At 68.7% G+C, this 22,840-nt stretch carries 15 protein-coding genes; 3 read left to right on the top strand and 12 right to left on the bottom strand.

Annotation, left to right across the window (positions count from 1 at the left end):
* Positions 1–188: 188 nt before the first annotated feature.
* Positions 189–1,781, top strand: a complete 1,593-nt coding sequence (locus ACWD4J_RS22955) for a hypothetical protein (protein ID WP_451397280.1) — start codon at positions 189–191, stop codon at positions 1,779–1,781.
* A 30-nt stretch (positions 1,782–1,811) separates the two neighbouring features.
* Here the strand turns inward: ACWD4J_RS22955 and ACWD4J_RS22950 are convergent, their stop codons facing one another.
* The 5 genes from ACWD4J_RS22950 to ACWD4J_RS22930 are packed head-to-tail and all read right to left on the bottom strand — an operon-like array spanning position 1,812 to position 10,421.
* Complete coding sequence (locus ACWD4J_RS22950; protein WP_451397279.1) at positions 1,812–3,107, bottom strand: phosphodiester glycosidase family protein; 1,296 nt, start codon at positions 3,105–3,107, stop codon at positions 1,812–1,814.
* Entirely contained in the window at positions 3,100–3,828 is a 729-nt protein-coding gene (locus ACWD4J_RS22945; RefSeq protein WP_451397278.1) for a hypothetical protein, read from the bottom strand. The genes ACWD4J_RS22950 and ACWD4J_RS22945 overlap by 8 nt, the downstream gene beginning before the upstream one ends.
* The gene (locus tag ACWD4J_RS22940) at positions 3,825–4,616 is read right to left on the bottom strand and encodes a rhamnogalacturonan acetylesterase (protein WP_451397277.1); all 792 of its coding nucleotides are present in this window, start codon (positions 4,614–4,616) and stop codon (positions 3,825–3,827) included. Before ACWD4J_RS22940 ends, ACWD4J_RS22945 begins: the two co-directional genes overlap by 4 nt.
* 4 nt (positions 4,617–4,620) lie before the next feature.
* Entirely contained in the window at positions 4,621–9,186 is a 4,566-nt protein-coding gene (locus tag ACWD4J_RS22935; protein ID WP_451397276.1) for a bifunctional glycosyltransferase/CDP-glycerol:glycerophosphate glycerophosphotransferase, read from the bottom strand.
* Positions 9,183–10,421, bottom strand: a complete 1,239-nt coding sequence (locus tag ACWD4J_RS22930; RefSeq protein WP_451397275.1) for a CDP-alcohol phosphatidyltransferase family protein — start codon at positions 10,419–10,421, stop codon at positions 9,183–9,185. Before ACWD4J_RS22930 ends, ACWD4J_RS22935 begins: the two co-directional genes overlap by 4 nt.
* Positions 10,422–10,995: 574 nt before the next feature.
* Here ACWD4J_RS22930 and ACWD4J_RS22925 point away from each other — a divergent pair.
* Positions 10,996–12,093 carry an LCP family protein gene (locus ACWD4J_RS22925; protein WP_451397274.1) on the top strand — a complete coding sequence of 366 codons (1,098 nt, stop codon included), beginning with the start codon at positions 10,996–10,998 and terminating at the stop codon, positions 12,091–12,093.
* 92 nt (positions 12,094–12,185) lie between these two features.
* Here ACWD4J_RS22925 and ACWD4J_RS22920 read toward each other — a convergent pair whose 3' ends face one another.
* Positions 12,186–13,301: a hypothetical protein gene (locus ACWD4J_RS22920; RefSeq protein WP_451397273.1), complete on the bottom strand. Its 1,116-nt coding sequence runs from the start codon at positions 13,299–13,301 to the stop codon at positions 12,186–12,188.
* Between the two features lie 108 nt (positions 13,302–13,409).
* Between ACWD4J_RS22920 and ACWD4J_RS22915 the strand changes: the two genes are divergently transcribed.
* Complete coding sequence (locus ACWD4J_RS22915) at positions 13,410–13,784, top strand: NTP pyrophosphohydrolase (protein ID WP_451397272.1); 375 nt, start codon at positions 13,410–13,412, stop codon at positions 13,782–13,784.
* A 53-nt stretch (positions 13,785–13,837) separates the two neighbouring features.
* Here the strand turns inward: ACWD4J_RS22915 and ACWD4J_RS22910 are convergent, their stop codons facing one another.
* From ACWD4J_RS22910 to ACWD4J_RS22885, 6 genes are all read right to left on the bottom strand, one after another.
* On the bottom strand, positions 13,838–15,376 hold the full coding sequence (locus tag ACWD4J_RS22910) for an ArnT family glycosyltransferase (protein ID WP_451397271.1): 1,539 nt from the start codon (positions 15,374–15,376) through the stop codon (positions 13,838–13,840).
* 82 nt (positions 15,377–15,458) lie between these two features.
* Complete coding sequence (locus ACWD4J_RS22905) at positions 15,459–16,937, bottom strand: amino acid permease (RefSeq protein ID WP_451397270.1); 1,479 nt, start codon at positions 16,935–16,937, stop codon at positions 15,459–15,461.
* Positions 16,938–17,114: 177 nt separating this feature from the next.
* Positions 17,115–19,085 (bottom strand): 1-deoxy-D-xylulose-5-phosphate synthase, encoded by a 1,971-nt coding sequence (dxs, locus tag ACWD4J_RS22900; RefSeq protein ID WP_451397269.1) that lies wholly within the window; start codon positions 19,083–19,085, stop codon positions 17,115–17,117.
* A 191-nt stretch (positions 19,086–19,276) separates the two neighbouring features.
* On the bottom strand, positions 19,277–20,608 hold the full coding sequence (locus ACWD4J_RS22895; RefSeq protein ID WP_451397268.1) for a sugar ABC transporter permease: 1,332 nt from the start codon (positions 20,606–20,608) through the stop codon (positions 19,277–19,279).
* A complete protein-coding gene (locus ACWD4J_RS22890; RefSeq protein WP_451397334.1) occupies positions 20,605–21,396 on the bottom strand; it encodes an ATP-binding cassette domain-containing protein in 792 nt (263 codons plus the stop codon). Before ACWD4J_RS22890 ends, ACWD4J_RS22895 begins: the two co-directional genes overlap by 4 nt.
* Positions 21,397–21,672: 276 nt before the next feature.
* Entirely contained in the window at positions 21,673–22,779 is a 1,107-nt protein-coding gene (locus tag ACWD4J_RS22885; RefSeq protein WP_451397267.1) for a sugar ABC transporter substrate-binding protein, read from the bottom strand.
* Positions 22,780–22,840 lie beyond the last annotated feature (61 nt).

Genomic DNA, 22,840 nt, shown 5'->3' with positions numbered 1-22,840 from the left:
TCACTCTCGCCTCGGCAGCAACAGCCGGATAGACTTTCGTGGCTTCCCAAGGGAAGCCGGGGGCGGACATCACACAGAAGCGGGCACGAAGATTCATGCATACGGAACTCCCAGCACTCTCGCCGAATCTCGCGACGATCGACCGGCGAAGTGTGGTGACCGGCACGGACACTTCGGGAGCCGTCCCGGTGGAGTACCGATTTCGTGCCGCCGAAGGTGACGTACGCCATCTGATCGTGGTTTTCTCGGGGTTCGCCGCGCCCAACGGATACCACTTCGCCGGAAAGTCGCTGAACGGCCTGCGCGCCAATGTCCTGTGGATCCGCGACGAATTCGACGGGCACTACAGCTATTACATGTGCCGGGCGATGAACTTCGACATCGAGGCCGCTGTCGTCGGACTCATCGAAGGCACCATGGCACAGCTTGGTCTGACACGTGACCAGGTCAGTCTGCTCGGAGTTTCGAAGGGTGGCAGCGCGGCCCTCTATTTCGGCCTGAAGTACGGGTACCGCAACATCGTCACGGTGGTTCCGCAGTTCCTCATCGGAAGTTACGTGCGCGACCGCACGGAAACCGGCCGCTACATGCTGGGCGAGGACATGCCGCAGATGCATGTCGACATGCTCGACAGTGCCGTCCCGGAACTTCTGAAGAGTTACGGCGGACAGGGGCACAACATCTACCTGTTCACCTCGGGGGCCGATGAGCAGTACGAAACCGAGATCAATCCGCACCTTCAGCTCTTCTGGGCATGCGCCAACTTCAATCTGATCCGGACCAATTCACAGTTGGTGCGCCAGCACGGCGAGGTCTCGGGCTACAACCTTCCCCTCGTCTGTGGAATCCTGTCCGCACTGGCCGACTGGGCCGAGCCACGCCTGGGCTTCGTGGAGAACGGATACGCCCAGGTCAACCCGGTCGAGAGACAGCACTACCTGGCCGAACTCCGCCAGACAGAGGCACTCACCGCCGTACTGAACAAGCAAGACATACGCGGCAACAACCTTCTCCTGAGCGGACACGCCTTCATTCCGGGCGAGTCACCGCACGGAGAGTTCCAGCAGACCAAGAGCCTGATCGTCGAAGGCGGCGGACGGCACTGGGAATTTCCGCTGGCGACGGCCGAGGCGAAGCACACGTACAGCCTTTACTTCGACCGGTTCGCCCGCGACTACACGGACGGCGGATTCGAGCCGGAAGCGAAGACGGGTATTCCGATGGCAGGAATTTCCGGTGGTGCGTACGAACTCTCTGTGCGAGTGACGAGCCCCGCCGAGGGAATAGACCGGCGCACCAAGCTCGTGGCCCGGCGCCCCTTCGACATCCGGCGGCCGTTCGGCGGGCTCGAAATCTCGCTCATCGGCGACGAGAAGCGGGTACGACTACTCCGGCGCCCCGTCATCGGCCACTTCTCCCAGGAGACGGCCTTCTCCCTGGAGAAGAGCTGGCTCAAGGACAGGACTCTCCACGTCGAAGGAGTGTTCTTCATCCACGGGATCGAGGCGGCCGCTCACGGACACGCGAACTACTACCTGGTGCTGCGCGGCGCACAGTCCTCGTATTCGTTCCGGCTCGGTATGTCCCGCAAACCGGCGGCAGTCCGTCCACATGTCCGACGCGGCGACTTCGGCACGTACGACTTCGCCTACTTCGCCACCTCCGGATACAAGGGCATCGCCTTGACCAATGCCGCTCCCGGGGATTACGAGGTGTACATCTCGATGAGCACCGGTGGATCTCTTTTCTCGGCCTCCGCGGGCGGCATCACACTTTCCTGAGGCGCCAATTGAGCGTTGCCGCTCTCGCCGTTATTCGGGCAGGACGGCGATTGCATTGGCGACAGGGCGTTCGGTCACGGCTCCTTCTTCGGTAGTACGCGGACTGTTGCGGACTTCCCCGTGGAGCACGGCGGTCGTGGAGCCGCCCCCGTCGAGGTTGACCGCGTCGACAGCGCCGAGGGACAACAACAGATCCGCCGTCTCGGCCGGGGTCGCGCCGACGCTGTGACCGCGCGCCCGGCCGTCGACGGTGACCAGCAGGAGTGTGCCGTCGGCCGTGACTCCGGCCGCAGTTCGCGGTTCGCGGTGCGGGCCGAGAAGGCTGGTGGCGTCCGGATCGGGTTTCCCTGCGCGGAGCAGGCGCGCGCTGCCGCCCACGGCGGTCTGGACGGGGCCGCTCAGTGCCTGCCCGGCCGGGTCGGTGATCCGCAGGGACACGGCCATGCGTGTGCCGGGGGCGGCGTGGGCGCGCAGCCAGGTGGCACCAGCGCCGATGCCGTACAGCGAACTGCCGCCCTTGGGCAGTGGTCCGCCCCCGGGAGTCCGGCTCCGGATGACGGTCCGATCCGCGGAGAGCAGCACCTCCGTGCTGCCTGCCGGGCCCGGCGGGGTGTCGCCGCCCCACTGCGCGCTGAAGGAGACGATTTCGTCGGCGTCGGTGCAGCGTCCGTTGTAGGGCTCCGCCTGGAGCCGGCCGGTCGTGGCGATGCGGTCGCCTCCGACTCCGCCGCAGCCGAGGATTCGGCCCGCGACCCGGTTGACGCCGTCGAGTTCGCGACGCGCGCCGTCGGCGGCCCGCAACCGGCCGGTGGTGGACGCCTCGGCGACGCGGGCGGTGAGCCGTCCGCCGTCGTACCCGAGAAGCAGGGCGGGGCGGCCGGACAGGGCCTCGCTCAGCACCCTGCCGTCCTCGGCGTACAGCCCGATCGGGTCGCCCTCGTACCCGGAGTGGTCTCGGCCGGTGCGGATGTCGAAGTACGTGCCGTTGACGGCGGCGAGCGCCCCGGCCGAGCGGGCCAGGGAGCGGACCGTCTTCGCGCGGGTCATGCCGGTGCCGTGCACCCCGGTGACCCGCACCCGGGCGTCGGGCGCGATGGTCAGGACGGTCAGTCGCAACGGGCGGCCGGGCCCGAGGCGCCGGGTGAGCTCTTGGTAGCGGAAGCCCGCGGGGAGGGCCCCCGCGGCCGGCGTCGGCTCGGCGGAGCCGGACGCCGCAGAGGGTGCGGGCGCCGGGGCTCCGGACGAGGCAGCCGGTGAGCCGCAGCCGGCCAGCGCCAGGCAGAACGCCGCGGCGACGGCCGAGGCGCCTCTTCGGCCTCTAGCCATACGAGGCCAGGGCTCCCGGTGAGGCCCCGAAGTCGCCGATGTGCACGGTCACTTCGGACCAGACCCGGTGGCCGCGCTCGTCCTCGAAGGCGAGCTCGAAGCGGTCGTACCCCCGATGCTCCGGGTCCGCCTGGTAGGTGATGCTGCCGTCGGGCATGCAGGTGAGCACACCGTGCCGGGCGACGCCCACGCCCATGAAACGCAGTCCCGGGGCCGGGGTGTGGCCGGCGGGCAGGACCGCGCGTCCGCCCGGCCGCAGGGTGATGCTCTGCCCGGGCAGCCAGTGCCGCCGTACCCGGAAGCCCGCGTCCGAGACCGCGGTCGAGGGGATCAGCTTGTCGCCCTGGTTCGGCATCAGGCCGATGATGACGCGAGGCAGGAGCACCGCGCCCTCCTGGGCGTCGTCGTTGACGCGGATCAGGCAGCTGACCGTGCGGGGCTCGGCGTCACTCGCGTAGGTGGCGTACCGGCCGTTGGTCAGATGGCTCATGCCCTGGTGGCGGACCATCGTGGCTGCGCCGCCGAGGAAGTCGTCGAGCAGATAGCCGTACGTCCGGTAGGACCCGCCGGTGGGTGTCACGGCCAGGGTGAAGGCGATCTCCTGGCCGGGCGCGACCGGCAGCGCCGGGTCCGCGTCGGCGAAGAGGTCCAACGTACCGCCGACCTGGGGAGCTTGCGGGTGTGTCACCCAGGCGCGGGCGATCGGGTGCCAGTCGCTCACAGCAGTACCCCGCTCTCGGGTGCCGCAGCGCGTCCCACACGGGACTTGGTGAGCTGCTCGAAGACGTGGTCGTCGAGGAACTCCACGGCCGTCTCCGGGATGTGCGCGTCGAAGTTGCGGAAGTGCTCCGGGGTGAGCAGGCCCTGGGCCTGCATGTCCCCGGCCACGAACCGGGCGCACTCCACCGCGCCGTGGCCGCGCAGATGCGTGTTGTCGGCGACTCCCTCGGGGTAGTTGGGGTGCTCACCGGGCTCCAGATAGACGAAGAGCTCCTTGGTGCCCTCCGGCCCCGCCTGGCGCCACCAGGCGACACTCCACTCGTTGAGGTCGATCAGGGGCACGGACAGGCCCATGGCCAGTTCCCGCATGGCCGTCGGATACAGGCCGAGCGGTCTGCGCATGTTTCCGTGGTCGTCGAAGACCCGTCGCTCGTGGCTGGTCACGAACACCGGGTGCGCACCCCGGTCGCGGGCCCCGTGCACGTACTGCCGCAGGAACCACTGGTAGTCGCCGAAGGGCTCGGTGAAGCGGCCGTCGCCCGGCTTCATGTCGATGAGGCCGAAGGAGACCAGCAGAAGGTCGCCGGGAGCGATGTTCTCCAGGATCCATGCGAGCCGGCCACGTTCCAGGAAGCTGCGCGAACTCGAGCCCGCACGGCCGGCGTTGACCACTTCGGCGCCCGGGACGAACAGGTGCAGCACCTGCCCCCAGCCGACCATCGGCGCCATGCTCTGCGGCCGGCTCGTCACGCTGGAGTCGCCGGCGAGGAAGATCCTCGTGTGCCGCACGGGGTCACCCACCTCCTTGCTGCTGGTCCGGACGCCCCATGACCAGTGGCGCCGACGGAAGACCCGGATCACCCGCGACGGAGGCGTCCATGGTGTCGATGACGTCGAAAGCGCGTTCGCAGTTGTTGGTGTCGCGCAGTACGAAGAACTCATCCGCGCGCCGTCGGTACCGCGGCTCGACCTGGAAGCCGCGTTCGATGCACGCGATGATCTCGTCCACCGCGTGGTCGACCGTTCCGCAGGTCGGGCCGAAGCCGTCCCGCGCCAGGTCGAAGTAACCGCGCTTGTAGTGCTTGCTGTAGAACGCCTCGTCGTCGAAGTTCGTGTACACGATCGGCTTGCCCATGTATGCGACGTCGAAGAACACCGACGAGTAGTCGGTGACGAGCATGGAGCACTCGCGCATCGCCAGCTGCACGTCGCGTCCGGTCGTCGAGACCGTGATGGACGGGTGGTCGATGCGGAAGTGCTTGAGGTACGGCCGGATCTCGTAGTGCGGCATGAACTCCAGTTCCACGTTGTAGTACTGGAGTGCCTTGAGCAGCCGCTCGTCGCGCAGCAGCGACGAGAAGAAGCGGTAGTACTCGGAGGCCGCGAAGGGGATCTCCGGCTTGGCCGCCTTGTTGTACGAGGGGGCCACGATGTCGCGCCGCCAGGTCGGCATGACGAGGATGCGCCGCATTCCCGGCACGGTTTCCAGCGCGTCGAAGCGCGGCAGACCGGTGGCGGCGACCCGGTCGTATCCGTAGCCGCAGTGCTCGGCGTAGTAGGCGCGCTCGCTGCGGCCCGTGGTGAGCACCATGTCGACGTTGGTGACCTGGGCGTGGATGGACGGGGCGACGTCGTTGTAGACCACGCCGTGCTGCAGGAACACGCGCTTGTAGCGCAGCAGGTCGCCGTACCCGGTCAGGAAGGCCCGCTTGGACAGGCCGGGGAAGCCCAGATAGGCCTCCAGGTCGTAGGCGTTGACGAGTCGCCTGGCGTGCAGCAGGTGGACCCGGTACTTCCACGACAGGCGGTCGATGACATGGCCGAGGTGGTCGATCTTCTCGCGGTCGGCGGAGTCGCCGTTGATGGCGTAGTACACCTTGCGCTTGGGCTCGTTCTGCCGGATCCACTTGAAGAGGTGGTACGAGTTGTCCTGGGCGGTGTCCTCGCGCTCGCCGATGATCCAGATGTCCTTGCGGTGCAGCCAGGGGTGCGTGAGCCAGTACAGCAGCCTGGTGCGCCAGCCGGGCCTGCCGGGCAGGGCGGCGCGGAACTCCTTGCGGAAGCGACGCAGTTTGTGAGTGGCCCGGCGGACCGGCCCGGCAACCCGGCGCACGGTGATCCGCTCGTCTCCGTCGATGGTGAGGATCACCGTGGCACGGCCGGCGCGGTGCACTCCCTTGAAGCGGTGCAGCATCTGGCGGGCGTCTATGGGGGTGTCGAGGAACCCGTCGCCGTCGTGGATGCGCAGGGTGAGCGTGAGGTCCCGGTTGTTCAGGGTCGCGAAGTCCTCGGGCCGCGCGACGGCGCGCCAGCCGGAGAACCAGTCCTGCTCCTTGCGTGTGCGCCAGCGGTCGCGCCGGTAGACCTGTTCGACGGCGAGTGCCCGCTCCGACCGGCCGTCGCTCAGGACGAGTTCGATGCGGTTGCCGAAGACGTGGGCGATGTCGGCACCGGACAGGACCATCAGCCCCTCGAAGGCGATCCCGTGGCGGTCCGCCTCGAAGGTCTCCAGGACAGCCTTCTGCCGCTCCACACGCAGCAGCGACGTCTCCAGCCGGTCGCCGGTCAGTCGCCGGTACAGCCCCTGGTCGTCGACGTGCAGGTACGGCCGGTACTCGGGCTTGGAGTGCGGGTCGCAGAACAGCGCGAAGTTGCCGGTGCCGACGGCGTGGTGCTGCAGCCGGGACATCGGAACGACGGCGTACTGCAGTACCAGGTCGTCGGGTATCTGCGCATAGACCTTGTGCAGCGTGGGGAAGATCGCGGCGATCTCCGCCTCGCTCATGATGCGATGGATGTTGCGCAGGTACGGCTGGAAGGTGCGGACGACGAAGCGCTGGGCGAGGCGCACGGTGCGTGCGTTGAGCGAGCCCGTGCGCTTCAGAAGATGGTTGGACAGCCGGATCAGTTCCTGCGTCTTGACCGGGTCGTTCCACGGCAGGTCGAAGAGTGAGTCGCTCTGTTCCTGGTCACGCTCGTAGCAGGTGGCACGGGGCGCGGTGGTGACCCGGCGCGCGTGCAGCAGCGCGGGCACCGTCATCCAGGCGTCCTCATAGCCGGGCCCGGCGCCGCAGCGCAGCCGCTGCTCGCGCACGAGACGGGTGCTCAGCAGCTTGGCGCCCAGACCGGTCGAGAAGACGAGATAGGGGGCGTCGTCGAGTTGGGTGACGCTGTCGGGCTTCTTCCCGAAGTAGCGCTTCCACGGCTCGTCGGTGCCGCGCCGCGGTCCCGGGAAGTTGTCCTGGTCACCGACGACGACATCGGCCTTCGCGTCCCGGGCTGCCCGCACGAGGTGGCCGACGCTGTCCTCGCCGAGGATGTCGCGCGCTCGCGCGAACATGACGTACGGGGCGCTCACGTACTGCAGTCCGTTGTCGAACGCGGCACGCATCCCCATGGCGACCTGCGTGACGACCCTGGTGTTCGGGTAGTGCGCGGCGAAGTTCGCCAGCTGCCGGGGCGTGGAGTCGCTCGACCCGTCGTCGACGAAAATCACTTCGGTACGGGTGAACTCGCCTTGTGCAGCGAGGGAGTTGAGGAACTCGTAGAGGTTGTACTCGTCGTTGTGGCAGTGGACGACGACCGCGGCGGCGTAGCGGCGCGGCGGAGTGAACGGCTCGGGGGCCTGGCTCTTGGCCCACCACAGCCACGGGGTGCCGCGCGGGTCCAGCTGGGCCTGCCGTTCGCTGGTCTCGGGCCGCATCGCGAGATTGCCGCTGACGGTCTCGTAGATCTCGTACGTCTCGCCGTCACCGTGGTAGCGCTCTCGATGGACGTCGAGCCCGCGCACGCAGACCGTGGTGGTGGCCCGCTGGCCGTCGTGTCGGATCTGGACGAAGAGGTTCCAGACGGCCGACCGGTCGGCCCGTCCGACGGTCTCGTCCAGGTCGACGGTGGTGTGGTAACGGATGTACTCGTCGTCGACCTCGATGCCGCTGACCGCGAACGTGTGGTCGGTCTTGGGACTGCGGCGGCGCAGTACGGCGGTGAGGTCGAGCTTGTCCTTGGGGCCCACCCTGCCGAACTGGTTGCGGATGTAGCCGGTGACGTGGAGTTCGCCGTCCCGGATCTCGGCGCGGGTCGCCTGGTTGAACAGTCGCGCGTCCGACAGGCTGGTGCCGGTCAGGTCGAGGTCGGTGACGTCGAGGAACTCCTCGGCGCGCGGGCGGCCGAGCAGCGACCCCGACCAGTAGACCCTGCCGTCGCGCTCCACGAGGTCGGAGCTCAGAACACTGCGTCGCTGGGTGTAGTCGGCGACGGACAGTGCCACGTCGACGCGGCCGTGCATCAGCCCGAAGGCCCGCACACGCTCCATCGGGCCGCACAGCTCGTACGTGTCCGGTGTGAAGGAACGCAGATACGGGGCGACGCACTGGACGAAGCCCTGCCGGTAGGAGTCGTCGCCCGACCGCAGCTCGGGAGTGTAGAGCCGCAGGTCGTGCGAGAGGAACTTGGCGGCCTTGTGGGCGATCAGGTTGTGCGCGCCGTTCTGGGCGAGAAACGCGTCCGCCCACTGGTGCACGAGCACCCGGTCGCGGATGCTGCGTAGCTCGGCGCGCCGGTTGGTGATGGAGGGCGCATCGGTCTCGCGCTCCCAGATCCACCGGTAGACGGGCGCGGAGAGCAGGGTGATCGATTGCGCGCAGTAGCCCGCCACCGTGGAGAAGTAGGTGTCCTCGAAGAAGACGCCTTCGGGGAAGCGGATGCCGTGGTTGTGCAGGAAGTCGACCCGGTAGAGCTTGGCCGCGGCGATCGGATCCTCGAGGAGTTCGGGCGCCGCCGCGAGGCCGCCCACGACCGTGCGGTCCGTTCCGTAGAGCTGCGGCTGCCAGACAGTGATCTCGTCCTTGTCGAGATTGACCCGCAGGGCCCGTCCGGCCGTGATGTCGGCGCCCGTGGCGGTTGCCGAGGCGAGAAGCACCTCGCAGGCCTTGAGCGGCAGCTCGTCGTCGGCGTCCAGAAACAGGACGTACTGGCCGGTAGCCACCTCGATGCCGTTGTTGCGGGGGGCGCCCACGCCACCGCTGTTCTGCGGGCGGGCGACGACCCGCACCCGCGGATCGCGGTGCGCGTACTGCTGGGCGACGGCGAGGGTGCCGTCCGTGGAGGCGTCGTCGACGACGACGACCTCGATACGCCGATGTGTCTGGCCCAGGGCGGAACGCAGAGCACGGTCCAAAGTGGCGCTCGCGTTGTAGGCCGCGACGACGACGGTGACCGTGTACGCGGAGGGGTCGGCGTGCCGGACCGGAGGCGAGTACGGAGCGGAAGTCGGGTACGAGGCGGCAGACGCCTGCGCAGCGGGGGCCGCGTACGAGGTGGGAAACGCCTGCGGAGCGGGGTCGTGCGGGACACTCATCGCAGTCGGCCCTCGGCCTCCGTCCAGGCCGAGTCGACGCGCTGGACGGGTATCTGCTGTGTGGACGCCTGCGGCACGTACGCGTGCTGTGCGGCGGCCGGCTGGCGTATGTAGGCCTCGTGGCCCTGGAACTCGGGCTGCGGATAGGGCTGGAAGCCGGGGTCCTCGTACGGCTCAGGTGCCGGGAAGCGCTCCTCGAGCGTGAGCGGAGGCTGCGCGCCGGGGCCCGCGGAGCCGCCCCGGTGACGCCCGGCGTAGAGATGGTCGGCCACGGTACCGACAGTGGACGCCGCTGGGGCGAGGTTCTCCATGACCCGGGTGAAGTCCCGGGTGGAGAGCCAGAACTTGTACATGATCACGAGCTCGAAGAGGCCGAGCAGCACCGCCGAGACGGCCGTGGTCCACAGGATCTGACCGATCAGCGGCCCGACGATGAAGATGAACATCTGGAACTCGATGCCGCTGATGAGATGCGGCCGGATCCGGCTGCGCAGGAGGGCCTGCCGCACGCGGGCGTACCAGGGGAAGCGGCCGCGGAACTGTGCGTGGAGGTCGACGACATCGCCCGCGTCCGCGTGCTGCTTGAGGACCTCGGCCTCGACACCGGGATTCTCCCGCAGCAGATCCTCCATGAAGACGACCGTGGGCTCGGTCCCGCCGGCGGTGCCGGCCTCCGCCGACAGTTGGTGCTGCCGTGCCTGCGCCTCGGCGGCCTTGCGCTCGGCGGTGACCTTCTCGATCTTCGTACGCATCGACATGCGCATCTTGTAGATCTGGAGGGCGTCGACGTAGCGCAGCATGTCGAGGAAGACCACGACGAGCGCGGCCAGCAGGTAGTACGCCTCCTGCGTGCGCAGGTACTGGCCGCCCATCAGAGCGAGCGCGCAGAAGAGCACGCGGATGCGGTCGAAGACGTAGTCGAGCCAGCCGCCGAAGACCGAGCCGTTGCCCTTGAGCCGGGCGAGCTTGCCGTCGATGCAGTCGAGGATGAAGCTCACGTGGTAGAGCGCGGCGCCGATGATCAGTGAGGTGCGGTCGCCGCGCAGAAAGAGCCCGGCGGAGCCGAGCCCCACGAACAGCGCGGCCCAGGTGACGCCGTTGGGCGTGACGAACCGGAATCTGGCCAGCCAGCACAGCAGGCGGGTCGCCACCGGGTCGACCAGGAGGACCGTCCACCAGGCATCACGCTTCTTGCACGTGAGCTTCTGCACGGCCCTCAAGGACAGCTTTCTCATCGACCCCTCAGCCTCAACCCGACCGAGGCTCGCCACCTCAAAGTCTTCACCTGTACTTCACGCCATGTTCCGCGATCGTTCGCATGGGAACCGGCGCGAAGGATCTTTGCTCTTTCATGAAAGATGCGTCAAGCACATAACTAAACAGGCATGAAGGTTGCAAAATCGCCCGACTTTGCCGCCGCGAATCGGACCTTCCCGGGCAACTTGCCTGCAATATCACGCAGGACTGTGGAAGAGACCGCACTTCGCCGACCTGTGACAAGAGACACGCAGAGCCACGTACAACTTTCCCGTCGTTCGGGGCGTCCGCGAGAACAAGGCCCAGCTGTGGACGTGCGAGTTGAACTGGGCGCGACGGAGGGGTGATAGCGCCGCGAATTCTGTTTATAGTGCTTCGATGTCCGGCCGATCTTCGCACGTCCGTACGCCCGCGACGGCGTCCTGACGCGCGTCGACCCCACCCCGCGCCGGCCCGCACGAACAGGCCCTGCCCTCGGCGATCCCCCCACGGAACTGCCGCCGTTCCCGCGTGCGACGACCAAACGGCCGCGTCCCGGAGGATTGCGAACACATGAGTCATGCCACCGCCACGCACAGCCGACCGCGCTCGCACGGGCGTCGAGGCCGTCCGGAGCGCCCCGGACGTACCCGTGGACAGCGCGTCCGCCGGATCATCCTGTGGACGCTGCTGATCGTGCTACTGGCTGCAGGCGGCACCGGCTACTGGCTCTACAGCAGCCTGGACGGCAACATCGACGGTGTCGACCTGGACAAGGCGATCGGTGACGACCGCCCCGAAAAGCTCCCCACGTCGGGCCAGAACATTCTGGTCCTGGGCTCCGACTCACGCTCCGGGGCCAACGCCTCGCTTGGCACGGGCAAGGTCTCGGGAGCCCGCTCGGACACGGCTCTGGTGATGCACATACCCGAGGGCCGCACCCAGGCCACCGCCATCAGCATCCCCCGGGACACGCTGGTCACGCGCCCCGAGTGCACCAAGTCGGACGGTTCGACACTCCCGTCGGCGAAGCGCGTGATGTTCAACTCCGTGTACTCCCTTGCCGGTCCGGCCTGTGTGGTCAAGACCGTGGAGCAGATGTCCGGGGTACGTATGGACCACTTCGTGGAGATCGACTTCGCCGGCTTCAAGGGGCTGGTCGACGCCATCGGCGGCGTGACGGTCACCATCGACCAGGCCATCCACGACAAGTCCAGCGGGCTGGACCTGGAGGCGGGCACCCACAAGCTGAACGGCACCGAGTCGCTCGCTTTCGTGCGCACTCGGCACGGCATCGGGGACGGCAGCGACCTCGGACGCATAGGCCTCCAGCAGCAGTTCATGCTCGCTCTGCTCTCCGAAATCAAGAAGCAGGACCTGCTGGGCAGCCCCACGAAGGCGTACAAGATCGCCGACAAGCTGACCGAGTCGCTCACCACCGACTCCGACCTGGCCTCCCTGACGTCCCTCGCCGAGTTCGCGCGCAGCATGAAGGGCGTCGACCCCGCCACCATGGAGACGATCATGCTGCCCGTGAAGTACGACACCGCGGACCCGAACCGCGTGGTGGCCGCCGAACCGCAGGCTTCGCGCCTGTGGAAGGCGATCCGCACCGGCACGGAGATCCCGGAGTCGGCCAAGAAGTCGCCCGCGCACGGGGCTTCGGAATGATCGCTGCGCGGGCCCTTACGAGGGCCCGCGCACGCGCCGGACGGACGGTTCACGGCCGGACCGGATCATCGGCACACATACGGCCCGGAGGGTCAGATGCGGTACCAGTCGCCGAGCGAGAGCCCGGGGGCGTCCGTCTGATGGGCCACCCACAGTTCGCCACGGTCGTCGATCGCGGCGAGCGTCACCCTGCCGTACCCGTCGAGTGCGAGGCCCGGGCCGCCCTCGCAGCGCCGGCCGGTGTCCGCCCACCACACGCCGCCCGCCTCGGACTCGGTGACGAAGGCGGAGAGCATGACGGAGCCGGTGGCCGACCGATGCGCCAGTACCGTGCAGTCGTAGCCGTCGATGAACGTGCGTACAGCCGCGATCTGGGTGTCGTCCGTGGTACTGCCGAGCGGAGTCGGCCAGGCGCCGGGGCGCTGTACGAGGATGCCGCCCCCGGGGTCGGACCAGTAGTACGACACGCGTTCCTGCGCCGTCTCCAAACCGACGACGGAGCCGGCCACGGGCGCCTGTTGAATGTCCTGGCCACGAAGCAACTGCCCACGGGCCTCGGTCTGGTACCAGTGCAGCGCACCCCTGCGGCCGGGGGCGAGCAACTCGATCCGGCCCGAGGCGGTGACCGCGGGCGCGAGACCGTGAAACGCGTGGTCTCCGCCGAGGTTCTGCCACGGCTCCCATTTGCCGCTCGGGCCCTCGCGGCGCATGTGGACGCTGCCGTCGCCGTTCCGCACGAAGACATGGACCGTGCCGGAGGCGTCGACGGCCCCGGCCGGGCGGCCGAACTTGTTCGCGGCTTCGGGGTCCTTGAACGGGTTCCCGAGGCTTCGCCACTCCGAGAGCGGACGCCCGGTCTGGTACTGGATGGCGTGCACGATGTCGACGAGGGGCGTCCCATCGGCCCGTCGACGGGTACGGCGCCCGAGGACATGGACGTATCCGTCCGCCCCCTGTGCCAGCGAGACGAAGCGCACCTTGGGGGCCGGGAACAGTTCGGGCCCGCTCCAATCCGCACCGCCGACCCGGGTCTGCGTCCAGCGCAGGATGCCGTCCTTGACCGGTACGTAGGCGGTCAGCCTGCCGTCCTTCCCCAGCAGCAGCCAGCGGCCCGAGTCGGTACCGACGAGCTCTCGCCGCTTGCCAGGTACGTCCGAGAGCTCCTGCCGGCGCTGCCCTCGTCCCCCCTCCGAGCGCGCGGACTTCATCCGCATGACGGTGTGTCACCCTCCCACGAAGTTGTGGTCCGGCCTCGAGGCACGGATCCCGATTTTTCTTATCATAGTGTTTGATTCAATGACAGAGAGGTGGGAGCCATGACGCCACTCGTGATCATCGACGCCGCCAACGTCGTCGGCTCCGTCCCCGACGGCTGGTGGCGCGACCGGCGCGGGGCCGCGGAGCGGCTCAGGGACCGGCTCGTGCGGTACGCCGTCGACGGGTTGCCGGGCCGGCCCGGCCCCCTGGGCATCGTGCTCGTGGTGGAGGGCGCGGCCCGTGGAGTGGAATCCGTGCCCGGTGTGCGCGTCGATGCGGCACCCCGCAGCGGCGACGACCGCATCGTGGAGCTGGCGGCCGAGGCGCAGGGCCTGCCCTGTCTGGTCGTCACGGCGGACGGTGAACTCAGGCGTCGGGTCGGTGAGTTGGGGGCCGAGGTGGCCGGGCCGCGGACGGTCCTGGGTGACGGCTGACGGCGGCTCCCAGCACGAGCGGCGAGGGCCTCACGACGGCACCCCACGCCCCCTCACACCACCCGCGCATACAGCACCGCCCCGTCCACCGTCCCCACCGCCTCGTATCCGGCCGCCAGCAGATGTTCGAGCGACGGCACCCGGTCCGGGGCGTACGGCTTTCCGCGTGAGTCGTCGACGATCAGTGCCGGGGCGTGTCTCCTCATCTCCTGGCGGAAGACGGGCCATGCGCCCGCGACCGCGTACTTCTCCCCCACCTGGGGCCCGTTGCGGCCTCCGCTGTAGTTCGTGAGCAGGCCCGCTGTCAGATAGCGGGTGGCCGGGGTGCGGTCGGCGAGCCAGTAGGTCTCCGGGTGTATGCCCCAGACGAGGACCCGGTCGCCGGGTGCCGTGCGGTGCGCCACCGCGGCCGCGACGCGCTGCGCGTGCGTCAGTTCGGGGCGCGGCGCCAGGACTCCCCACGCGAGGAACAGCGTGCACGTGCAGGCCGAGGTGAGCACGGCCGTGGCCAGGCGGTCGCGGGGCAGGATCTGCAGTGCGGCGGTGGCCAACAGCGCCATGGGCGGGATGACTTGAAGGTAGTAGTGGCCGAAGAAGTGGAAGCCCACGAGGACCGCGGCGGCCGAGGAGCCGAGCCACAGCCACAGGTCCCTCGATCCGGTCCTGGCGATGCGCAGGACGCGTACGACCGGGGGGATCAGCCCCGCGCAGGCGACGGCCACAATCGCCGTGTTGACCAGCCCGCGCGCCAGTACGTGGAGTTCGGATCCGGTGAAGGAGGCGTACGTGCCGGAGCCGGTGACCGTCCAGAACAGGAAACCGGACGGATCGGTGACCGCGGCCGCCGCCAGTACCGGCGCCACCAGTCCCACCGCGAACCGCAGCAGGCCGCTTCGCGGTGGGCCGGACCGCCACAGCAGCCACACCACCGGCACCAGTACCGCCCCGCCGGTCTGCTTGGTCAGGAACGCGCAGGCCACGGCGGCGCCCGCGGCGCCCCAGCGACGGCGGTCGGCGCACCACATGGCCGCGGCCGTGGGCGCCAGCATGAAGATCTCGAAGGTGGCGGCCTGGGCGTCCTCGGGGTTGAGGCCGATGGCGGCCGACAGGTACAGGAATCCGGCGGTGCGGCCCGCGCCGTCGCCCCAGCGGCGCCGGGCCAGGGATGCCAGCAGGACGGCGGTCAGTAGTTGGGCGAGGACCGCCAGGATCCGTACGGAGGTGAGCGACGCGTCGCCGAACAGCGCGAACGCGCCCGCGTACAGCCAGGGCACCAGAGGCGGTTTGCGGTCGACGACCGTCTCGTACAGCTCTCCCCCGTGGGCCAGCATCCGTGCCTGCACGGCCAGATAGCCCTCGTCCGGGTTCCACAGCGGGCGCAGGAACGCCGGTACGTGGGTGATGAACGCCAGCGCGGCGAGGGCGGGGAGCAGGCGTGCCCAGTACCGGTACCGGGAGCAGCCCGGCAGCTCCGTGCGCGGTGCCGGCGGACGCGGCGGCTGCGGCGCCCGCCGCGTCTGAGGCGTCCGGGGCCGCGGCGGCAACCGCGGTTCGATTACGGAACGTGGCGATGCGGTGGGCTCGGCGAGCATACGGGCACGCTATCCGGCCCCGCACTCTCTACCGAAGCAGGACATACGGGTCCGGATGGCTGGCGACCACGGACCTCGGCGCCTACTTGCGTCGCTTGACCAGCTCACTGTGCGTGCGCCCGTACAGGAAGTAGACGACGAACCCGATCACCATCCAGATGGCGAATCGCAGCCAGGTCTCGGCCGGGAGGTTCAGCATCAGCCACAGCGACGCCGCCACCGAGATGGCGGGCACCACCGGCACCCAGGGGGTGCGGAAGGCACGGTGCAGATCGGGGCGGGTGCGGCGGAGGATGATGACGCTGATCGCGACGACGACGAACGCGAAGAGCGTGCCGATGTTCACCAGCTCGGCGAGTTCGCTGAGGCTCGTGAAGCCGGCCAGGATCGCGATGAGTACGCCGAGCAGGATGGTCGGCCGGTGCGGCGTCTTGTACTTGGGGTGGACGTGCGAGAAGAACCGGGGCAGCAGCCCGTCGCGGCTCATCGCGAAGAAGACGCGGGTCTGGCCGAGCAGCAGGATCATGCACACGGTGGTGAGGCCGACGGCGGCGCCGAAGCTGATGATGCCCGCGTAGAAGGGGTGCCCGGTGGCCTTGAAGGCGTCGGCGAGCGGGGCGTTCACGGACAGCTTGCTGTAGTGCTGCATGCCCGTGACGACGATCGACACGAGGACGTAGAGCAAGGTGCAGATGAAGAGGGAGCCCAGGATGCCGCGCGGCATGTCGCGCTGCGGGTTCCTGGTCTCCTCGGCGGCGGTGGCCACGATGTCGAAGCCGATGAAGGCGAAGAAGACGACCGAGGCCGCCGTGAAGATGCCCATCACCCCGAAGCTGGTGGGCTGGTACCCGAACATGAGCTGGATGAGCGGCGCCTTGAGACTCTGGCCCGCCGGGATCTTCTGGGATTCGGGGATGAAGGGCGAGAAGTTCTCGGCCTTGATGAAGAAGGCGCCCGCGATGATGACGATCAGCACGACGACCACCTTGACGGCGACGACGACCGTGGTGACGCGGGCGGACAGTTTCATGCCGAGGACGAGGATGCCCGTCAGTACGAGCACCAGCGCGAAGGCGAGGATGTCGAAGCCGACGCCCTGGGCGACGTCGGGCCCGGCCAGCGCGTCGGGCAGGTGCCAGCCCGCGTTGTCGAGGAGCGAGCGGATGTAGCCGGACCAGCCGACGGCGACCACGGCGGTGCCGAGGGCGAACTCCAGCACCAGGTCCCAGCCGATGGTCCAGGCGGGCAGCTCCCCGAGCGCGGCGTAGGAGAAGGTGTAGGCGGATCCGGCCACCGGCACGGTCGAGGCGAACTCCGCGTAGCACAGGGCCGCCAGGGCGCAGACGACGCCTGCGACGACGAAGGCGAGCGCGGTGGCGGGACCGGCGTTCTGCTTGGCCACCTGGCCGGTGAGCACGAAGATGCCGGTGCCGATGATGACACCGACACCGAAGACGGTGAGATCAAGCGCGGACAAGGACTTCTTGAGCGCATGCTCCGGCTCTGTCGTGTCCCGGATCGACTGCTCGACACTCTTCGTCCGGAAGAGAGCGCTGTACAAGACTGGACCTCCCACGCTTGTCGCCTCGACTCGGTCGAGAGCGGGTACGGTCCATATGCCACGTTGTGCCCGGTTTCATGCGAATGGGCCGGTCCCGCCACCCGTGCAGGGTGCGGAACCGGCCCAAGGGATCGGCTGAGCGGCCCCCACCGTCGTGCCGGCCGAGCCGCGGACGGATCAGTCCCGCACCGGCTCCACCGGGTCCACCCCGTCGGCGGCGGTGCGCGCCGCGGGCGCGCCGTCGGCCGCACGGAGCTGGGACTGCGATGACGGGCCGTCGAGCTTCGCGACCAGGCCCGTGACCTGGCGGGCGATGTCCGGGGCGGTCAGTCCGATCTCGGCCAGGACCTCCTTGCGCGAGGCGTGGTCGAGAAAGCGCGGCGGGACGCCGAAGTCGCGCAGCGGCAGGTCGACGCCCGCGTCGCGCAGGGCCTGCGCGATCGCCGAACCGACACCGCCCGCGCGCGAGTTGTCCTCCACCGTCACCACGACGCGGTGCTGCTCGGCCAGCGGCGGCAGCGCCTCGTCGACCGGCTTGACCCAGCGCGGGTCGACGACGGTCGTGGAGATGCCCTGCTTGTCGAGGAGGCCGGCGATCTCCAGGCACATCGGGGCGAGCGCGCCGACAGAGACCAGGAGCACGTCCGGCCGGTCCACTCCGGCCTCGCGCAGGACGTCCATGCCGCCGACCTTGCGCGCGGCCTGTACGGCGGGGCCGACGGCGCCCTTCGAGTAGCGCACGACGGTCGGTGCGTCGTCGATCTCGACGGCCTCGCGCAGTTGGAGGCGCACCTGGTCGGCGTCGCGCGGGGCCGCGATCCTGAGGCCCGGCACGCACTGCAGGATCGACATGTCCCACATGCCGTTGTGCGAGGCGCCGTCGGTGCCCGTGATGCCGGCCCGGTCCAGAACGAAGGTGACTCCGCACTTGTGCAGGGCCACGTCCATCAGCACCTGGTCGAAGGCGCGGTTGAGGAAGGTGGCGTACACCGCGAAGACGGGGTGCAGGCCGCCGGTGGCCAGGCCCGCGGCCGAGACGGCGCCGTGCTGCTCGGCGATGCCGACGTCGTAGACGCGGTCAGGGAATTCCTCGGCGAACTTCTTCAGGCCGACCGGCTGCAGCATGGCGGCGGTGATGGCGACGATGTCCTCGCGCTCACGGCCGAGCTTGACCATCTCCTCGCCGAAGACGGACGTCCAGTCGAGGCCGGCCTCGGAGATCGGGAGACCTGTGTCCGGGTGGATCGGGCTGATGCCGTGGAACCGGTCCGCCTCGTCCTGCTCGGCGGGCTTGTAGCCGCGGCCCTTCTCGGTGAGGCAGTGCACGATGACCGGGCCGCCGAAGCGCTTGGCGCGCGACAGCGCCGACTCCAGCGCCGCGATGTCGTGGCCGTCGATCGGGCCGACGTACTTCAGGCCCAGGTCCTCGAACATGCCCTGCGGCGCGATGAAGTCCTTCAGGCCCTTCTTCGCACCGTGCAGCGTGTCGTAGAGCGGCCGGCCGACGACCGGGGTGCGCTCGAGGAGATCGCGGGTGCGGGCCAGGAACCGCTCGTAGCCGTCGGTGGTGCGCAGCGTCGCGAGGTGGTTGGCGAGGCCGCCGATGGTGGGGGCGTAGGAGCGCTCGTTGTCGTTGACGACGATGACGAGCGGACGGTCCTTGGCGTCCGCGATGTTGTTCAGCGCCTCCCAGGCCATGCCGCCCGTCAGGGCGCCGTCACCGATCACGGCGACGACGTGGTCGTCCCTGCCGAGTACCTCGTTGGCCTTCGCCAGGCCGTCGGCCCAGCCGAGGACGGTGGAGGCGTGCGAGTTCTCGATGACGTCGTGCTCGGACTCGGCGCGCGACGGGTAGCCGGACAGGCCGCCCTTGGTGCGCAGCCCGGAGAAGTCCTGGCGGCCGGTGAGCAGTTTGTGCACATAGCTCTGGTGGCCTGTGTCGAACAGCACCTTGTCCTTCGGCGATTCGAAGACCCGATGCAAGGCGATGGTGAGCTCTACCACACCCAGGTTGGGGCCGAGATGGCCGCCGGTCTTGGCGACCGCGTCGACGAGGAAGGTCCGGATCTCCTCGGCCAGCTGGTCCAGCTCCTCCAGGCTGAGCCGGTCCAGATCGCGCGGTCCCGTGATGCGGTTCAGCAGCGGCACCCGTGCCTCCTTGCAGTAGAGCTGTTCGAGCCTTGGCAGGCCTGTCGAGTCTAATGTTGCGCCTGAGCGGCACGTGTCCGGGTTGCGTGTCGTCCGTCACCCGGACGGCCGTACCCGACCTGGGCCGCTCCTATGGCGCGACTGTGCCCGGCACCACATGTGGTGCCGGGCACAGGAGCTTTCAAAAGAGACTAGGCGCGGCCGGCCGCCTTCTGGCTCCTCCGGGACACGGAGTCGATGACCACGGCGCCCAGCAGCACCGCACCGGTGATCATGTACTGGATCGACGTGTTCATGTTCAGCAGGTCCAGACCCGTCTGGATCGACTGGATCACCAGCATGCCGAGCAGTGCCGACCACACCGAACCACGGCCACCGAAGAGGCTCGTACCACCGATGACGGCCGCCGCGATGGCGAGCATCAGCGTGTTGCCGCCACCGGCGTTCAGCGTCGCGCTCGCGGTCTGGCCGGCGAAGAACATACCGCCGATCGCCGCGAAGCCGCCCGAGATGGCGAACACGGTGATCCGGACCATCGGCACGTTGATACCGGCACGACGGGCCGCCTCGATGCCGCCGCCGACCGCGAAGACCTTGCGGCCGTAGGTCGTACGACGCAGCACGAAGTCGACGATCACCAGCGCGGCGAGGAAGATCACCAGGGCGTTGGAGACACCGGCGGCGCTGTTCAGCACGGCCGCGGCGGCGAAGGCCGCGACCGCGAGGGCACCGACGCGCATCAGGATCTCGCTGGTGGGCCGGAACGGCACACCGGCCGCGCGGCGGCGGCGCTGCTCGTTGAAGGAGCCCACGGCCGACAGCACGACAGCGAGACCGGCCAGCAGGTACGCGCCGATGATGTCCTGGTCCATGAAGAAGGAGCTCTGGCCGAGCACGTGCACCGGACCGCTGTCGGCCGGGATGTTGATGGTGCCGCTGTCGCCCAGCAGCCACAGCATCAGACCGTTCCAGCCGAGGAAGCCGGCCAGGGTGACCACGAACGCCGGGACGCCGATCTTCGCGAAGAACCAGCCGTGCAGCGCGCCGATGAGGACGCCCGTGATGATCGTGAGGATCAGGGCCAGCCACTGGTTCATCCCGTGGTTGACCGCGAACACGGCGAACACCGTGGACGCCAGACCGCTGACCGAGCCGACGGAGAGGTCGATCTCGCCGAGCAGCAGCACGAACACCAGGCCGATGGCGAGCATGCCGGTGGCCGAGAGGAAGTAGCTGATGTTGGACAGGTTGTCCGCGCTGAGGAACAGGCTGTTCTTCACCTGGAAGATGGTCCAGATGATGATCAGGCCGACGAAGACCGGCAGCGAACCCAGTTCGCCGCCCTTCACCTTGCGCTTGAACTCCGTTATATAGCCCTTGAAGCCCTCTTCGCGGACCAGCAGACGCGGGTCGACGACGGCGGCGACGGGCGCGGCCGTGGGGTCGTCGGCGGGCGCGGCCGTGGCCGTCGCCCCGGCCGGCTCGGCCTTCGCGGTCTTCTCGGTCTTGGACGTCTCGCTCACTTTGCCGCCTCCGTGGTGCGACGCTCCGCACGACGGGTCACGGCGTTGTCCGTGGCGCCCGTGATCGCGGCGATGATCTCTTCGTGGCTGGTGCTCTTCACGGGGAAGGAGCCGTTGTTCTTGCCCAGGCGCAGCACGGCGACGGTGTCGGCGACCGCCTTGACGTCGGCCATGTTGTGGCTGATGAGGATGACGCCGAGGTTGCGCTCACGCAGCCGCTCGACCAGGTCGAGGACCTGTGCGGTCTGCTCGACGCCGAGGGCGGCGGTCGGCTCGTCCAGGATGACGACCTTCGGGTCACCGATCAGGGCGCGGGCGATGGCCACGACCTGACGCTGACCGCCGGAGAGGCTGGCGATCGGGATGCGCACGCTCGGGATCCGGATGGAGAGCGTGCTGAGCAGCTCGCGCGCCTGCTTCTCCATCGTCACCTCGTCGATGACACCGCGGTGCAGCAGCTCGCGACCGAGGAAGAGGTTGCCGACCACGTCGAGGTTGTCGCAGAGCGCGAGGTCCTGGTAGACCGTCGCGACGCCGAGTCCCTGGGCGTCGTGCGGCTTGTTGATGCTGACCGGGTTGCCCTCCCACTCGATGACGCCCTCATCGATGGGGTGCACACCCGCGATCGTCTTGACCAGGGTCGACTTTCCTGCGCCGTTGTCGCCCACCAGGGCGACCACTTCTCCGGCGTGGACCTCCAGATCGACGTCGGTGAGTGCCTGCACCGCACCGAATCGCTTGGAGACTCCGCGCAACGCCAGCACGGGCGTAGCGGACACGTGAACCATCTCCTTCGCCGCCTGACCGGCGGGGATGCCGCGCTTGTTGATCAGGCGCGGAGGGGTGTGCGCGGTACCTCGGGGTTCCTCGGGTGCACGCACAAGGTTTACAAAATGAATGCGCGAATCCGCCGCGTACGGCAGCGGTTCCGTCCGACGCCCGCCCCGGCAGCGGGGTTTGTAGGCCGAAGCGGGCGTCGGAGGGTTACGCGGGACCGCCGCCGAGCGGCGGTCGTAGCCCGGGTGTCGTCATGCGATCACCCGGGCACATGGGACCGGTGCGGATTACTGCAGGCCGGCGGTCTTGCAGGCCGCCGCGTAGTCCGAGGTGCAGATCTGCGCGACGGTGTACAGACCGTCCTTGACCACGGTGTCCTTGATGTTGTCCTTGGTGACCGACACCGGGGTCAGCAGCTGCGAGGGCACCTTGTCGCCGGAGCCGCTGGTCTGCGTGGTGGTGGCGAGCGACGAGATGCTCTTGCCCTCGGCCAGGTTGACGGCGATCTGGGCGGCGGCCTCGGCCTCAGGCTTGAACGCCTTGTAGACGGTGGACGACTGGGTGCCGGCGACGATGCGCTGGATACCCGCGAGCTCCGCGTCCTGACCGGTCAGCGGGATGCCGCTGATGCCGGCGCCCTTGAGCGTGGTGGCGATACCGCCGGCCATGCCGTCGTTGGCGGAGTAGACACCCGCGATCTTCTTCGCACCGAGCTGGGTGATGGCCGCCTTCATCTTCTGCGCGGCGACCGTGTCCTTCCACAGACCGGACTGCTCGTAGGCGATGTCGACCTTGCCGTCCAGGACCTTGTGCGCGCCCTGCTTGAACTGGCCGGCGTTCGGGTCGGCGTCGTCACCGTTGACCATGACGACCTTGGACTTGGTGGTCGCCTTGGAGCCGAGGGCGTCGAGCAGGGCCTGACCCTGGAGCTCGCCGACCTTGACGTTGTCGAAGGAGACGTAGGCGGAGACCGGTCCCTGGGCGAGGCGGTCGTACGCGACGACCTTGATGCCCTTGTTCACGGCGGCCTGGATGGAGGACTTGATGGCGGCGGAGTCCTGGGCCGAGACCACGATGACCTTGACGCCCTTGGTGACCATGCTGCTGACCTGCTGGGCCTGCTTGGCGGCGTCACCGGCGGCGTTCGCGTACTCGACCTTGCAGTCGGCACACAGCGAGCTGACCTTGTCCTCGAAGTACGGCTTGTCGAACTTCTCGTAGCGCGCGGTCACGCTGTCAGGAAGCAGCAGGCCTATGGTCTTGCTACCACCGGCGGAGCTGCTGCTCGAGTCGTTGTCGTCCTTCTTGTCGCCGGCCTTGCCGCAGGCGGCGAGCGACAGCGCCATGGAAACCGCGGCGGTGCCGATCACGACTCTACGCATCGTTGCGTTCATGTGTGGGGTGCCTCCCTGACAGGGCCGCAACGCTGCGGCCGAGGTGGCTGGAAGTCAACTC

Source organism: Streptomyces sp. NPDC002577 (assembly GCF_053594815.1).
This window is presented reverse-complemented; position numbering and strand designations above follow the sequence as displayed.